Annotated in this window: 14 protein-coding genes; 10 read left to right on the top strand and 4 right to left on the bottom strand. The window is 61.3% G+C overall.

Going from position 1 to position 14,560, the window contains the following annotated elements; genetic code table 11:
* Positions 1–6: 6 nt before the first annotated feature.
* The 8 genes from QYQ93_RS05865 to QYQ93_RS05830 all read left to right on the top strand — a co-directional run bounded on the left by QYQ93_RS05865 (position 7) and on the right by QYQ93_RS05830 (position 8,634).
* The gene (locus QYQ93_RS05865) at positions 7–1,116 is read left to right on the top strand and encodes a mannuronate-specific alginate lyase (RefSeq protein WP_338476514.1); all 1,110 of its coding nucleotides are present in this window, start codon (positions 7–9) and stop codon (positions 1,114–1,116) included.
* Positions 1,117–1,331: 215 nt separating this feature from the next.
* Entirely contained in the window at positions 1,332–2,864 is a 1,533-nt protein-coding gene (locus QYQ93_RS05860; RefSeq protein ID WP_338476513.1) for an MBOAT family protein, read from the top strand.
* Between the two features lie 11 nt (positions 2,865–2,875).
* On the top strand, positions 2,876–4,063 hold the full coding sequence (locus QYQ93_RS05855) for an alginate O-acetyltransferase (protein WP_338476512.1): 1,188 nt from the start codon (positions 2,876–2,878) through the stop codon (positions 4,061–4,063).
* Positions 4,064–4,079: 16 nt separating this feature from the next.
* Positions 4,080–4,736, top strand: coding sequence for an alginate O-acetyltransferase AlgF (locus QYQ93_RS05850; RefSeq protein WP_338476511.1), 657 nt, complete (start codon positions 4,080–4,082; stop codon positions 4,734–4,736).
* 222 nt (positions 4,737–4,958) lie between these two features.
* Positions 4,959–6,410, top strand: a complete 1,452-nt coding sequence (locus QYQ93_RS05845; RefSeq protein WP_043049781.1) for a mannose-1-phosphate guanylyltransferase/mannose-6-phosphate isomerase — start codon at positions 4,959–4,961, stop codon at positions 6,408–6,410.
* Between the two features lie 478 nt (positions 6,411–6,888).
* Positions 6,889–7,164, top strand: a complete 276-nt coding sequence (locus QYQ93_RS05840) for a DUF3077 domain-containing protein (protein WP_043049780.1) — start codon at positions 6,889–6,891, stop codon at positions 7,162–7,164.
* Between the two features lie 178 nt (positions 7,165–7,342).
* The gene (locus QYQ93_RS05835) at positions 7,343–7,807 is read left to right on the top strand and encodes a hypothetical protein (RefSeq protein ID WP_043049779.1); all 465 of its coding nucleotides are present in this window, start codon (positions 7,343–7,345) and stop codon (positions 7,805–7,807) included.
* 14 nt (positions 7,808–7,821) lie between these two features.
* Entirely contained in the window at positions 7,822–8,634 is an 813-nt protein-coding gene (locus QYQ93_RS05830) for an SDR family oxidoreductase (RefSeq protein ID WP_338476510.1), read from the top strand.
* Here QYQ93_RS05830 and QYQ93_RS05825 read toward each other — a convergent pair.
* The gene (locus QYQ93_RS05825; protein WP_338476509.1) at positions 8,631–9,488 is read right to left on the bottom strand and encodes a LysR family transcriptional regulator; all 858 of its coding nucleotides are present in this window, start codon (positions 9,486–9,488) and stop codon (positions 8,631–8,633) included. The two genes, QYQ93_RS05830 and QYQ93_RS05825, sit on opposite strands and share 4 nt — an antisense overlap.
* A gap of 111 nt (positions 9,489–9,599) precedes the next feature.
* Between QYQ93_RS05825 and QYQ93_RS05820 the strand changes: the two genes are divergently transcribed.
* The gene (locus QYQ93_RS05820) at positions 9,600–10,787 is read left to right on the top strand and encodes an MFS transporter (RefSeq protein WP_338476508.1); all 1,188 of its coding nucleotides are present in this window, start codon (positions 9,600–9,602) and stop codon (positions 10,785–10,787) included.
* A complete protein-coding gene (locus tag QYQ93_RS05815) occupies positions 10,780–11,181 on the top strand; it encodes a nuclear transport factor 2 family protein (RefSeq protein ID WP_043049775.1) in 402 nt (133 codons plus the stop codon). The genes QYQ93_RS05820 and QYQ93_RS05815 overlap by 8 nt, the downstream gene beginning before the upstream one ends.
* Before the next feature lie 118 nt (positions 11,182–11,299).
* On the opposite strand, the gene QYQ93_RS05810 is transcribed toward QYQ93_RS05815, so the two are convergent.
* The 3 genes from QYQ93_RS05810 to QYQ93_RS05800 are packed head-to-tail and all read right to left on the bottom strand — an operon-like array spanning position 11,300 to position 14,550.
* Positions 11,300–12,160 carry an HlyD family secretion protein gene (locus QYQ93_RS05810; RefSeq protein ID WP_338476507.1) on the bottom strand — a complete coding sequence of 287 codons (861 nt, stop codon included), beginning with the start codon at positions 12,158–12,160 and terminating at the stop codon, positions 11,300–11,302.
* Positions 12,161–12,170: 10 nt separating this feature from the next.
* A complete protein-coding gene (locus QYQ93_RS05805) occupies positions 12,171–12,371 on the bottom strand; it encodes a DUF1656 domain-containing protein (protein ID WP_003188711.1) in 201 nt (66 codons plus the stop codon).
* On the bottom strand, positions 12,361–14,550 hold the full coding sequence (locus tag QYQ93_RS05800; protein ID WP_338476506.1) for an FUSC family protein: 2,190 nt from the start codon (positions 14,548–14,550) through the stop codon (positions 12,361–12,363). The genes QYQ93_RS05805 and QYQ93_RS05800 overlap by 11 nt, the downstream gene beginning before the upstream one ends.
* Positions 14,551–14,560 lie beyond the last annotated feature (10 nt).

The raw sequence follows: 14,560 nt of genomic DNA, 5'->3' as shown, positions 1-14,560 counted from the left end.
TTACTTATGCAAAAGTTATTGATTCCATCGTTGCTGGGCCTGGCGATCTTCGCCGGGGCCGCCAACGCCGCTGCGCCACTACGTCCGCCCCAGGGCTATTTCGCACCGATCGAAGCGTTCAAGACCGGCGACTTCAAGGAAAACTGCGACACCATGCCGACGCCCTACACCGGGCCGTTGCAGTTTCGCAGTAAGTACGAAGGTTCGGACAAGGCGCGCTCGACCCTGAATGTGCAATCCGAAAAAGCCTTTCGCGACAGCACTGCCGACATCACCAAACTGGAGAAAGACACCAGCAAACGCGTGATGCAGTTCATGCGTGACGGCCGCCCCCAGCAGCTCGAATGCACGCTGAACTGGCTGGTGTCGTGGGCCAAGGCCGACGCGCTGATGTCCAAGGACTTCAACCACACCGGCAAGTCCATGCGCAAATGGGCACTGGGCAGCATGGCTTCGGCCTACGTACGCCTGAAGTTCTCCGAATCGCAACCGCTGGCCAAGCACCCGCAGGAAGCCCAGCAGATCGAAGCCTGGTTCAACAAACTGGCCGACCAGGTGGTGAGCGACTGGGACAACCTGCCGCTGGAAAAAACCAACAACCACTCCTACTGGGCCGCCTGGTCGGTGATGGCAACTTCCATCGCCACCAACCGCCGCGACCTGTTTGATTGGGCGGTGAAGGAATACAAGGTCGGCGTGAACCAGGTCGACGACCAGGGCTTCCTGCCCAACGAATTGAAGCGTCAGCAACGGGCTTTGTCGTATCACAACTACGCCCTGCCACCGCTGTCGATGATCGCCAGCTTTGCCCTGGTCAATGGCGTGGACCTGCGCCAGGAAAACAACAGCGCGCTCAAGCGTCTGGGCGACAAGGTGCTGGCCGGGGTGAAAGACCCGGACATCTTCGAGCAGAAGAACGGCAAGGAGCAGGACATGAAGGACCTCAAGCAAGACATGAAATTTGCCTGGCTTGAGCCCTTCTGCGCGCTCTACACCTGCGCCCCGGATGTGATCAAGCGCAAGCATGAGATGCAGCCGTTCAAGACGTTCCGCCTGGGTGGCGACCTGACCAAGGTCTACGACCCGGCGCATGAAAAAGGCAACAAAGGTTCCTGAGTGAACTCGGTAAAAAATGTGGGAGGGGGCTTGCTCCCGATGGCGGTGTAACAGTCGCCGTCTGTGTTCAATGAAACACCGCTATCGGGAGCAAGCCCCCTCCCACATTTGAAGCCGGTTTCGTCAGTAGAAATGCAATACAACCTCCCCCGAAATCGTGGGGGGGTTTGGGGGGGCTCTGGCCCTTGACTGTTGGTTAACATGGAGAGATCGGGATGGTTTTCTCGTCCAATGTGTTCCTGTTTCTGTTCTTGCCGATCTTTCTCGGCTTGTACTACTTGAGCGGGCAACGCTATCGCAATCTGCTGCTGCTGATTGCCAGCTACGTGTTCTACGCCTGGTGGCGAGTGGACTTCCTGGCGCTGTTCGCCGCCGTCACGCTGTGGAACTACTGGATCGGCCTCAAGGTCGGTGCCGCCGGCGTGCGCGCCAAGCCGGCGCAGCGCTGGCTGCTGCTCGGCGTGGCCGTCGACCTGTGCATCCTGGGCTACTTCAAGTACGCCAACTTCGGCGTCGACAGCATCAATGTGATGATGAAGTCGGCGGGTCTGGAGCCGTTTATCCTTACCCATGTGCTGTTGCCGATCGGGATCTCGTTCTACATCTTCGAGTCCATCAGCTACATCATCGACGTGTACCGTGGCGACACCCCGGCGACCCGCAACCTGATCGACTTCGCGGCGTTCGTGGCGATCTTCCCGCACTTGATTGCCGGCCCGGTGTTGCGTTTCCGTGACCTGGCCGACCAGTTCAACAACCGCACCCACACCCTCGACAAGTTCTCCGAGGGTTGCACGCGGTTCATGCAGGGTTTCATCAAGAAAGTCTTTATTGCCGACACCCTGGCGGTGGTGGCCGACCATTGCTTCGCCCTGCAAAACCCCACCACCGGCGACGCCTGGCTGGGTGCACTGGCCTACACCGCGCAGCTGTACTTCGACTTCTCCGGCTACAGCGACATGGCCATCGGCCTGGGCTTGATGATGGGTTTTCGCTTCATGGAAAACTTCAAGCAGCCGTACATCAGCCAGTCGATCACCGAGTTCTGGCGGCGCTGGCACATCAGCCTCTCTACCTGGCTGCGTGATTACCTGTACATCACCCTGGGCGGCAACCGCAAAGGCACGCTGACCACCTATCGCAACCTGTTCCTGACCATGCTGCTCGGTGGCCTGTGGCACGGTGCCAACATCACCTACATCGTCTGGGGCGCCTGGCACGGCATGTGGCTGGCAATTGAAAAAGCCATCGGCCTGAACACCGCGCCGCGCAGCTTCAATGTGCTGCGCTGGGCCTTCACCTTCCTGCTGGTGGTGATGGGCTGGGTGATCTTCCGCGCTGAAAACCTGCACGTTGCCGGGCGTATGTACGGTGCGATGTTCAGCTTTGGCGAGTGGTCGTTGTCGGAACTCAACCGCGCCAACCTCACCGGCCTGCAAGTGGCGACCCTGGTGGTGGCCTACGCAACCCTGGCGTTCTTCGGCCTGCGCGACTTCTACACCAATCGCCCTGCCGAGAAGACCAAGCCTGCTGACCCGAGCCTGATCAAGGCGGTGCCTGGCGACAACCCTGGCAGCATCCACGAGCCTGGTTTCAGCGTGGGCCGTGACGCTGCCGTGCAACCGGCCTACTGGACCGCTGACTGGCCACGCTACGCCATGCGCGCCGCGGTACTGCTGCTGTTCGTGGCGTCGATCCTGAAACTGTCGGCGCAGAGTTTCTCACCGTTCCTTTACTTCCAATTCTGAGGGAGCCGATCATGACCCGTTCATTACGCGTCCTCTACATCAGCCTGTTCATGGTGCTGTTGCTGGCCCTGGGCGCCTGGTCGCTACGCAGTTTCCTGGGCTTCAGCACCAATGCTGACGCCACCGTGCTTAACGGGCGCTGGACCAAGGCCGTCGAGACCCACTACGACGACGAGTTCCCGATCAAGCGCATCGGCACCAACCTATGGGCAGCGCTGGACTACAAGCTGTTCAATGAAGGTCGCCCTGGCGTGGTGCTGGGTCGCGATCACTGGCTGTACAGCGACGAGGAATTCAACCCCGCCGTCAACGAGGACCAGAACCTGCAAGGCAACTACGCGCTGGTCGAAGGCGTGCGCCAGAAGCTCAAGGCCCAAGGCATTCAACTGGTGATGGCGATCGTGCCGGCCAAGGTGCGCCTGTACCCGGAACATCTGGGTGAAGTGAAACCGGCGAGCATTCACGCCAACCTGTACCAGGACTTCCACGCCCGGGTCGCCGCCGACCAGATCATCGCCCCGGACCTGCTCGGCCCGCTGCAACAGGCCAAGCTGGGCGGTAAGCAGGTGTTCCTGCGCACCGACACCCACTGGACGCCGGATGGCGCGGAAATCGCCGCCAAGCAACTGGCAAAAACCATTGCCGACAAGACCCCGCTGAGCGGCGAGCCGCAACGCTTTGTCACCGAGGCCGAGAAGATCGAGCCACACAAAGGCGACCTGCGTTTGTTCCTGCCCCTGGACCCGCTGTTCGAAAACCTGATGCCGCCTAAAGAGCCGCTGGAAAAACGCGTCACGCACCTGGCCGAAACCCAAGGCGACGACGCGCTGTTCAGCGACAGCGAAACCCCGGTGGCCCTGGTGGGCACCAGCTACAGCGCCAACCCCAACTGGAACTTCGTCGGCGCCCTCAAGCAAGCCCTGGGCAGCGACGTGGTCAGCTACGCCGAAGACGGCCACGGCCCGATCCTACCGATGCTCAGCTATCTGAAGAGCGACGACTTCAAGAACAACCCGCCGCAGGTGCTGATCTGGGAATTCCCCGAACGCTATCTGCCCGTGAATAACGAAATCGGTGATGCCGACCCATCGTGGGTTGCGCAGCTTAAACAAGCCGGTTCGCGCCAACAGAACATGGCAAGCAACACACCTGCTTTTAAAAATCAGAAACCCGAGACGCCCGACCGGGCGCAAAACTGAAAGAGAGGTAACTCACATGACTTTCACTACTACTCCTCGTCGTCTCGCCAAGACCCTGGCTATCGCTGCCGGCCTGAGCTTCGTATCCATGTCCGCCTTCGCCGGTGGTGACGCCGCCCTGTACGGCCCAACCGCGCCAAAGGGCTCGAGCTTCGTGCGCATCTACAACGCCAGCAACCAGGAAGTCAGCGCCACCGTCGGCAGCACCAACCTCAGCGACGTGGCGCCATTGGCCAGCAGCGACTTCAGCTTCATGCCGGGCGGTGACTACAGCGCCAAGGTCGGCAGCCAGACCGTGCCGGTCAAACTCGCTGCCGATCACTACTACACCCTGGTCAACAACAGCAGCGGCCAGCCTCAGCTGATCGAAGAGCCGCCGTTCAAGAACAAGCAGAAATCCCTGGTACGCGTGCAGAACCTCAGCGACAAGGCCCTGAGCCTGAAAACTGCCGACGGCAAGACCGATGTGGTCAAGTCGGTGGCCGCCAAGGGCCGTGGCGAGCGCGAGATCAACCCGGTGAAGGTGAGCCTGGCGCTGTATGACGGCGACAAGAAGGTCGGCGATGTGAAGCCGGTGGCCCTGGAGCGTGGTGAGGCAGCGGTGCTGTACGTCACCGGTTCCGGTTCGAGCCTGTCGCCAGTCTGGGTCAAACGCCCAGTGTCGACCCGCTAACGATTTCCCGGACTGAACGCAACCCACTGTAGGAGCGAGCCTGCTCGCGAAAATCGCCGACGATGACGCGGGCATTCTGGATGACCGCGTTGCCTGGAAGTGCTTCGCGAGCAAGCTCGCTCCTACAGGGGGCAAGGCTGTCAGTTCGGACCGAGACAAAAACAAGAGTGAAACGACAAACCTTCGTAGCTCTGACCCAAACTGATTCAAGGAGAAACACCCATGATCCCAGTAATCCTTTCCGGTGGTAGCGGCTCACGTCTTTGGCCGCTTTCGCGTAAACAGTTCCCCAAGCAATTCCTGGCCCTGACCGGCGAACACACGCTGTTCCAGCAAACCCTGGAGCGCCTGGTGTTCGAAGGTATGGACGCCCCTATCGTGGTCTGCAACAAGGACCACCGCTTCATCGTCAATGAGCAACTGAGCGCACGTAAGCTCGAATGCCAGCGCATCCTGATGGAGCCCTTTGGCCGCAACACCGCACCGGCCGTGGCCCTGACCGCGATGATGCTGGTCAACGAAGGTCGTGACGATCTGATGTTGGTACTGCCCGCCGACCACGTGATCGACGACCAGAAAGCCCTGCAACGTGCCCTGGCCCTGGCCACCGTGGCGGCCGAGCGTGGCGAGATGGTGCTGTTCGGCGTACCGGCGACCCGTCCGGAAACCGGCTACGGCTACATCAAGTCCACCAACGACTCGCTGCTGCCCGAAGGTGTGAGCCGTGTGCAGCAATTCGTGGAAAAACCCGATGAAAAACGTGCCATCGAGTTCGTCAAAAGCGGTGGTTACTTCTGGAACAGCGGCATGTTCCTGTTCCGTGCCAGCCGCTTCCTTGAAGAGCTGAAAAAGCACGATCCGGACATCTATGACACCTGCGTGCTGACCCTGGAGCGCAGCGAGCAGACCCACGACACCGTGACCTTCGACGATGCCACCTTCGCCTGCTGCCCGGACAATTCCATCGACTACGCGGTGATGGAAAAAACCCAGCGCGCCTGCGTGGTGCCATTGAGCGCCGGCTGGAGCGACGTGGGTTGCTGGGCCTCGCTGTGGGCGGTCAATGACAAAGACGCCAACGGCAACGTCAGCAAAGGCGACGTGGTAATCCAGGACAGCCGCAACTGCATGGTGCATGGCAACGGCAAACTGGTGTCGGTGATCGGTCTGGACAACATCGTGGTGGTGGAAACCAAGGACGCGATGATGATTGCCCACAAGGACAAGGTCCAGGGCGTCAAGCAGATGGTCAATACGCTCAACGAGCAAGGCCGCAGCGAAACCCAGAACCACTGCGAGGTCTATCGCCCATGGGGCTCCTACGACTCGGTGGACATGGGCGGACGCTTCCAGGTCAAGCACATCTCGGTCAAGCCGGGCGCCTGCCTGTCGCTGCAGATGCACCACCATCGCGCCGAACACTGGATCGTGGTCAGCGGCACCGCCGAAGTCACCTGTGATGAGAACGTGTTCCTGCTCTGCGAGAACCAGTCCACCTACATCCCGATCGCCTCGGTGCACCGCCTGCGCAATCCGGGCAAGATCCCGTTGGAAATCATCGAAGTTCAATCGGGCAGTTACCTGGGCGAAGACGATATCGAGCGCTTCGAAGATATCTACGGTCGCTCGACACCGGTTGAACGTGGCGTGTCGGTGAAAACTATCGCGCAGTAAAACAGTCGTACAAGAAGCCCTCGCCCAGCCCATTGCGTCCCCTATCCGCAGTGGGTTGGGTGGGGGCTTTTTGTTTGGGATCTGCGCTGGCTGTGAGGGCGCCATCGGGAGCAAGCCCCCTCCCACAGTTTGACCGTATTCCAAGGCTGTAACCGGTCCAAATGTGGGAGGGGGCTTGCTCCCGATGAGGCTCGTGAGAACAATCGCCATCATTGACCCCTGCCCCCATCCTGCCTATCCTCGCGCCTGTCACGACTCATTCGTGATGAGGTTTGACGGCCTCGCTGTTCTCAAGATGCATAGTCCCTTTACTTTGCTCGTGCACTCATGTGCCCGCAGCATAGCACTATGGCGACTGTGCGTGGGGCACCTTCGGGTGCGCCGGGTTCTTGAGACCGGTCCGTCAACCTGCGCACAGTTGCCACCCAATCGTTTGACGGCGATCAGAGGCAGCTTCTTTTTCTCAAGGAGCAAGACAATGTCCAAACAAACCACCCGCCCCACCCCTTTCGGCGTCTGCGACCGGAATGAGGCCCCCCTGTTTTCCGTACAGCCCGGCATCCCCATTGAACATGCGCTGGAACATGCCAGCTGTGTTCTAGGTACTGCGCGCGTGCTCACTCTGGCCGCTCAAGATTTATGCACCGAACACCAGAGCTACCTGAATTGGGCGAGCCTGCAGTTGGCAGAAACTGGCTTGGCTTTAGTGGAGGCTTGCATTGATGGCCTGCAGGCCGATGCTTCTACTCAGTAAGTAAGTCATCGCGGGCAAGTCCACTCTCACAGTTGACCGGGCACATCCCTGGAATACGCTCAACCTGTGGGAGCTGGCTTGCCTGCGATGGCGTCCGTGCGACCAACACAATGCTCAAGGTAACCAATCCCACCTACGCTTAAGTTAGGATGCTCATTCCCTATTCGAGGTGGCCTCCATGTTCTTCGGCGTTCTCCTGATCATCACCTGGCTGGTTCTGCTGCTGCGCTATCCGGCCAAGGCGCTGCCGGTATCGCTGGCCGCTGCCGTCGGCCTGGGTTTCGTCGCCGTCTGGGTCATCTGGCTGGATAACCGCGAGGCCGCGCAATTGGCTCGCCTTGAGCTGCGCATTACTTACGCCCCGCAGGAATGCCCGGCCGACCGTCCTTTAAAACTGACCCTGAACAACGGCAACGACGTCCCACTGACCGAACTGCGCTGGCGCGTCGCGGCTTATGCGCCGGGGGATACCGTCAACCTGGCCGACAACGTCTACGCCGCGCCGCGCTATCGTGGACCCGGCGAATTGCAGGCCGGTGCGACTTGGGACGATTGCCTGCCCACCCCGCCGCTGCGCCCTGGTTATCGCCCACAAACCCTGGAATTTCGCGCCGAGCATCTGCAAGGCAGTTTCTCGGACTGACAAAGGATGGACCCATGCCCAATGTACTGATCACCGGTTGCTCCAGCGGCATTGGCCGCGCCCTCGCCGATGCATTCAAAGCCGCAGGCTTTGAGGTATGGGCCAGCGCTCGCAAACCCGATGACGTCGCCGCGCTTACCGCCGCAGGCTTTAATGCCGTACAACTGGACGTCAACGACAGCGCCGCCCTGCAACGCTTGTCCGAGCAGTGGGGCGAGCTGGATGTGCTGGTCAACAACGCCGGCTACGGCGCCATGGGCCCATTGCTCGACGGCGGCACCGAGGCGATGCAGCGCCAATTCGAAACCAATGTGTTTTCCATCGTCGGCGTGACCCAGGCGCTGTTTCCCGCGTTGCGTCGCAGCAAGGGCCTGGTGGTGAATATCGGCAGCGTTTCCGGCGTCTTGGTGACGCCGTTCGCCGGTGCCTACTGCGCGTCCAAAGCCGCTGTGCATGCGTTGAGCGACGCCCTGCGCATGGAGCTGGCACCGTTTGGTGTGCGAGTGATGGAAGTGCAGCCTGGTGCGATCGATACAAGCTTTGCAAAGAATGCCGGCGCTCAGGCCGAATTGCTGATCCACGAACAGTCGCCATGGTGGCCGTTGCGCGAGGGCATTCGTGCACGCAGCCAGGCGTCCCAGGACAAACCCACTCCAGCCAGTGAGTTTGCCGCAGACGTGCTCAAGGCGGTGCAGCAAGCGCAACCGCCGCGCCTGTTGCGTTCGGGCAACGGCAGCCGCGCGTTGCCGTTGATGGCGGCGCTTTTGCCCAAGGGGCTGTTGGAGAAGGTGCTGAAGAAGCGCTTTGGCTTGGGCGGTAGGCTCTAAGGCTTCATGAAATCAATAAACGCCCGCACCTTCAGCGGTAAATGCCGCGTGTCCGGATACATCGCGTAAACCCCTTGCGGGGCAAAGCGGTGGTCCGCCAATAGGCGCACCAAGCGTCCCGCGTCGACATCCCCCTGCACCAACCATTGCGGCAAAACCGCCACACCGTGGCCCCGCACCGCAAACGCCTGGAGGACCGCCGCGCTGTCGGCCCCCAAGGCTGACGGGCCGGCGCGATAAGGGTGTTGGAGACCTGCCGGATCGGTGACGCTCAGTTCGCTCAAGCGGCCATGGCCCAGCCTGGGCAGTTGCTCCAACTCAGCCAGGGTTTGAACTCCGGCAAACTGCGGCGCCGCGACGGCGAACACCTCGAATGTGGACAACTGCACGGCGCGGTGATTGGAGTCCAGCAAGCGCCCCAGCCGAATCGCCACGTCAAATCGTTCGGAGATCAGATCGGCGTGGGTGGAGGATGTGGATAAGTGGATATTCAGGTCCGGGTGCAGGCGTCGAAAGGCTTCTACCGCCGGAGCAACTACGGCCAGGGCATATTCGACAGTGGTGGTGATGCGCAGGGTGCCTTTGAGCTGGGCGTGTTCGCTGCGGGCTTCTTCTACCGCCAGGCGGGCCTCTTCAAGCATGCGCGTGCAGCGCAGGTAGAAGCGCTCACCCGCGTCGGTCAGTGCCAGTTGGCGGGTGTTGCGGGTCAGCAGGGTGACGCCGAGTTCCGCTTCCAGGCGCTTGAGGTTGAAGCTGACCACGGCGCGGGTCTGGCCGAGTAGATCAGCGGCGGCGGTGAGTGAGCCGGCCTCGACCACGGCCTTGAAGGTGTCGAATCGGTCCAGGCTGACCATGGGCCACGCCCTCCTTTGTCAAAATATTTTTGACAAACTAGCAGGCAAACCGGCGTATCCCAAACCCTGCGTGCGGCCTACCCTGCCGGCTTCATTCGCAGGATCGCGTTCATGACCTACCGCTCGAAAGTCGCCTGGATCTTTTTACTGGGCTTTGCCTTGGACCTGGTGAACATGTTTGTCGCCACCGTCGCCTACCCGGATATCGCCCGCGAATTGCAAGCCTCGGTCACGCAACTGGCGTGGATCAGCAATGCCTACATGCTCGGGTTGACGGTGATTATTCCCTTGAGTGTGTGGCTGGCGGCAATTATGGGCGAGCGCACACTGATCGCCACCAGCCTGCTGCTGTTCGCAGGAGCCTCTGTGATGGTGGGCCAGGCCGGTTCCATCGACGCGTTGATTGGCTGGCGCGCTTTGCAGGGACTCGGTGGCGGCTTGTTGATTCCGGTGGGGCAAGCCATGGCTTACCGGCACTTTCCAGCGGCTGAGCGCAGCCACCTGACAGCGCGGGTAATGTCGGTGGCATTGCTGGTGCCAGCGCTGTCCCCGGCGTTGGGCGGGCTGATTGTCGACAGCCTGTCCTGGCGTTGGATCTTCTACGCCAACGTGCCACTGGCCTTGATCACCCTGTTGCTGACACTCCTGTGGATAAAACCCGATGTGCCCACAAGCGTGCGCCCGCCCCTGGACCTGGGCAGTATTTTCAAACAGGCCGCCAGCCCGATGCTGCGCGTGGCGATGCTGGTCTACCTGTGCATTCCCGGGGTATTTATCGGCACGAGCCTGATCGCCATCCTCTATGTGCGCGGCCTGGGGTATGACGCCACCCAGGCCGGCGCACTCATGTTGCCCTGGGCCCTGGCCTCGGCCATGGCGATCTACCTGAGCAAGCAACTCTTCAATCGTTGTGGCCCGAAACCCTTGTTGGTGGCGGGCATGGCACTGCAATGCGGCGGCATCCTGTTGCTCAACGAGCCGACCTTGATCATTGCGGCTTACGCGTTGATGGGCCTGGGCGGCAGCCTGTGCAGCAGCACCGCGCAGACCCTGGCTTTCCTGGATATCCCCGCCGAGCGCATGGGCCACGCCAGCGCCTTGTGGAATATCAACCGCCAAGTGAGTTTCTGCGTGGGCGCCGCCGTGCTCAGTGCCGTGCTGTCGGCCTTGGATTCCTTCGCCATAACCTTCACGATGGCGGCAGCCTTGACCCTGTTGCCGCTTTTCGCAGTGTTGCGCCTGGATGCATCCAGGGTACGCAGCCTGCTTCACCCTTCCAGCGAGCCCAAGCATGATTGACTACAGCGATTTTTTTGAAGAAGTGATCCAGACCCACGTCGAGATCGAGCAATGGTTTGCCGGCGTTGCGCCTGAGGGCACCCTGCAAAACCTGCTGGCGCGCTTCTCACCCGAGTTCAGCATGATCGCGCCCGCCACCGGTACGCGCGTCAATAGAGCCGGGGTCAATGCGCTGTTCACGCGCCTGGGCGGAATGCGCCCGGGGTTGAAAATCACCTTGAGTGAAATGACCGGCATTGATCGTCATGCGCGGGGGGCTACGGTGACTTACCGTGAGCACCAGGTGGATGACAGTGGCACCCAGACGGATCGCCGCGCCACGGTGGTGTTCGAAAAGCAGGCCAGTGGCGCGCTGCTTTGGCGGCACTTGCATGAAACCTTCATCAAGGCATAACACGGGTCTAAATGTGGGAGGGGGCTTGCTCCCGATAGCAGTGTGTCAGTCGGTACATCTGACACTGACACACCGCTATCGGGAGCAAGCCCCCTCCCACATTTGAATCTCCCACATTTTAGTTTTGTGTTGGGTTGACGATCACCGTGCAGGTGATGCCAGCCGCCAACAACACGCCTTCCGGCACTTCATCGATATGAATCCGCACCGGCACACGCTGCGCCAACCTCACCCAGTTGAACGTCGGGTTCACATCCGCAATCAACTCGCGGCTCTCGGGGTTGTCGCGGTCATAGATGCCACGGGAGATGCTTTCCACATGGCCCTTTAGGGTCTCGCCGCTCATCAGCTGCATGTCGGCTTTGTCACCGACTTTGACGTGGGGCAGCTTGGTCTCCTCGAAAAAGCCATAGACCCAGAACGAATTCATATCCACCACGGCCATCTTCGCCTCGCCAATACGCGCATAGTCGCCGCGATGCACATTGAGGTTGGTGACGTAGCCATCCACCGCCGCCAGCACGCGGGTGCGTTTCAGGTTGAGCTCAGCGGCTTCCAGTTGCGCCAGGGCATGTTGGTAATCGGCCAGGGCCGAGTCGGCGATGTTACTGGCGTCGTCGCGGTTTTCCCTGGAGATCACCAGGGCGTCGAGGTCGGCGCGGCGGTGGGCGTTGAGCTTGCGCATCTCCCAGGTGGCCTTGCGTGACGCCACCAGCGATTGCGCCTGCTTGACCGCGATGCGGTAGTGCTCGGGGTCGATCTGCATCAGCAGGTCACCTTTTTTCACCAACTGGTTATCGCGTACCGGCACCTCCACCACCTCGCCGGTCACGTCCGCCGCGACGTTAATAATGTCGGCACGCACCCGGCCATCGCGGGTCCATGGTGTTTGCATGTAGTGCACCCACAACGTGCGGCCAATCCAGATCGCCAACGCCAGTACCAGCAAGGTTGCGAGCAGGCTGAAAAACTTTTTCATCGGGGCATTCTCAACGGTAGACGCTCAGCGCCAGGGCGCCGAACAGGCAAGCGAACAGGCTCAGGCGCAGCAACGCCGGGTGCCAGAAAAACCGGTACAGGTCGAACCCGGCGAGGAAGCGGTCAACCGCCCAGGCCAGCCCCGCGGCGATCAGGAACATCAGGGTCATGGTCGGCATATAGATGCCGTGGAATGCGATTTCACGGGGCATTCATGGCTCCTTGCGTGGCGCCTTTGAGGGCCGCCAGTGGCGATTGCGGGTCGAGCAGCGAGGTGCGGATAAAGTGCAGGTAGCTCTTCACCCGGCGCAGGGCAGAGGTGTCGAAGTGCGGGGCGAAAGGCTCGTCGGTGGCCTGTACGCGACTGATCGCATGGTCGACGGCGATCAAGCCGCGCTCCAGGTTGCTGGCGCTGGGTTGCAGGAACAAGCGCACCAGCGAACGGCCCATCACACGGATTGCCTGGCGCCACGGCTGGGACTCGGCATACGCCGGGTGCACCGGCAGGATCGCTTGCTCCTTGCGCAACTCGATGATCGCGTGGCCGACTTCCAATACCACGAACATCCAGCGCAGCAGGTCGCGCTGCACCTGCGGCTGGCCGACCGCGAGGCCGTAGGCCTGGTGCAGCAGGTCGCGGGTACGGCTTTCGAAACTCGACGCCAGCCCCTTGAGCTTGCCGCTGATTGCGTACACCACCTGCTCACGCAGGTCCTGTTCCAAGCGACGCCATAGCCAACGGCTGTTGGGCGGCAGGATGATCGCCCCCGCTGCCGCGCACACCAGCATGCCGATGACCATGGCGATGTAGTCATTGATAAAGGTGTAGGGGTTGTAGACCGTGAGGTTGTCCGGCACCGAGCCGGTGCTGAAGAAGATCAACAAGCCCACGCCGACACCCGCGTACCGGGGCCGGGAAGAAAGAAAGGCGCCAAAGATGATCACCGGTGCGAGCATCACGCACAGCAGCGCGAAGCCGTCGATCCTGGGGAACACGAAGAACATTTCGACAAAGCCGACCAAGGCGCCGATCAAGGTGCCGCAGGCCATCTGGAACGCCATGCGCTTGGGGTTGGGCGTGGCGGCGGAGAGGCCCACCGTGGCTGCCGCGATCAAGGTCATGGTCGCGCCACTGGGCCAGGCGGTTGCCACCCAGTAGCTGCCCAGCACGATGAGGATAAACGGGGCCCGCAGTCCGGCGGCAGCACAGGCCAGCCAGTTGGTTTTTGGCGTGTAGGACTCGTGCCAGTCTTCCCGCGCATGGTGGTGGTCGGCCAGGGACGCGTGGGTTTGCGCGTAGTTGTGCAGGTCGTCGACGAAGCGGTACAGCAGCTCGTAGGCAGTATGAAAATCCAGTTGCTCGGCTTCGGTAGGGTTATCGTCCTGGAAACTCGCCCGCAGGCTGCGCACCTTGGCGGGCAGGCCGTCCTTGTAGGTACTCAGTTGGTTGACCAGGCGTGCGGCATCCGGGCTGGTGAGGGCACGGCCGGAGAAGCTGTCGAGCACTTCGGCGAGGTCTTGCAGGCCGGGTTTGATCGCTGCGACCACATGATCGGCCTCATCGGCACGCAAGCGTTCAAGCAACTGGTGCAGGGCGTTGAAGCGCGTGGTGATGCTCATGAATTCGCTGTTGAGGCGACTGAGCCGCCCGTTGCGCCGACGCATGTGTGGGTCTTCAAACACGGTGACGCTGCGCAAGCCTTCCAGGCCTACCGCTTCGGCGATAAAGCGCACGTTGCTGGCCTCGAAATGCTCGCGCTGGCTGCGCCCACGCAGGCCGTCGGTAACGAACAACGCGAACACGCCGAAACGCTGGTACAACGCGTTGCGCATGGCCGCGCTGGAGGTCTGCGGCAGAATCGCCGCGCTGACCAGCGTCGAGCAAAGAATCCCCAGGGAGATTTCCAGCACCCGCCATACGGCCGCCATAAAGGCGCCGTCCGGGTGGGCCAGGGCCGGCAGGCCGACCATCGCCGCGGTGTAGCCGGCGAGCACAAAGCCATAGGCGCGGAAGTTGCGGTTACGTGTGGCGCCAGCGGTACAAATGCCCACCCAGATCGCCAGCGCGCCGAGGAACAGTTCGGTGTTCTGCGCAAACAAGGCGATCAGCAGCACCATCACCGCCGACCCCGCCAAAGTGCCAAGGAAGCGGTAGAAACTCTTGGCGAACACCTGGCCGCTCTGGGGCTGCATTACGATAAATACGGTGATCATCGCCGTGCGCGGTTGCGGCAGTTCCAGGCGCATGGCCAGCCACAGCGTGAGAAACGCAGCGACCAGCACCTTGAAGATATACACCCAGGTCACGCCGTCGCTGCGTGCCCAGTCGAAAAAGCCACGGCGCCACTCAAGGGAATGCAGCCAGCGCAGCGGTGCAGGCAAGGGAGTCATCAAATCCTAC

Origin of the sequence: Pseudomonas khavaziana, assembly GCF_036704165.1 — a bacterium.
GTDB classification, from domain to species: Bacteria; Pseudomonadota; Gammaproteobacteria; order Pseudomonadales; family Pseudomonadaceae; genus Aquipseudomonas; species Aquipseudomonas khavaziana.
Note: the sequence above shows the minus strand (reverse complement) of the source record. Positions and strands in the feature narration are given on the sequence as shown.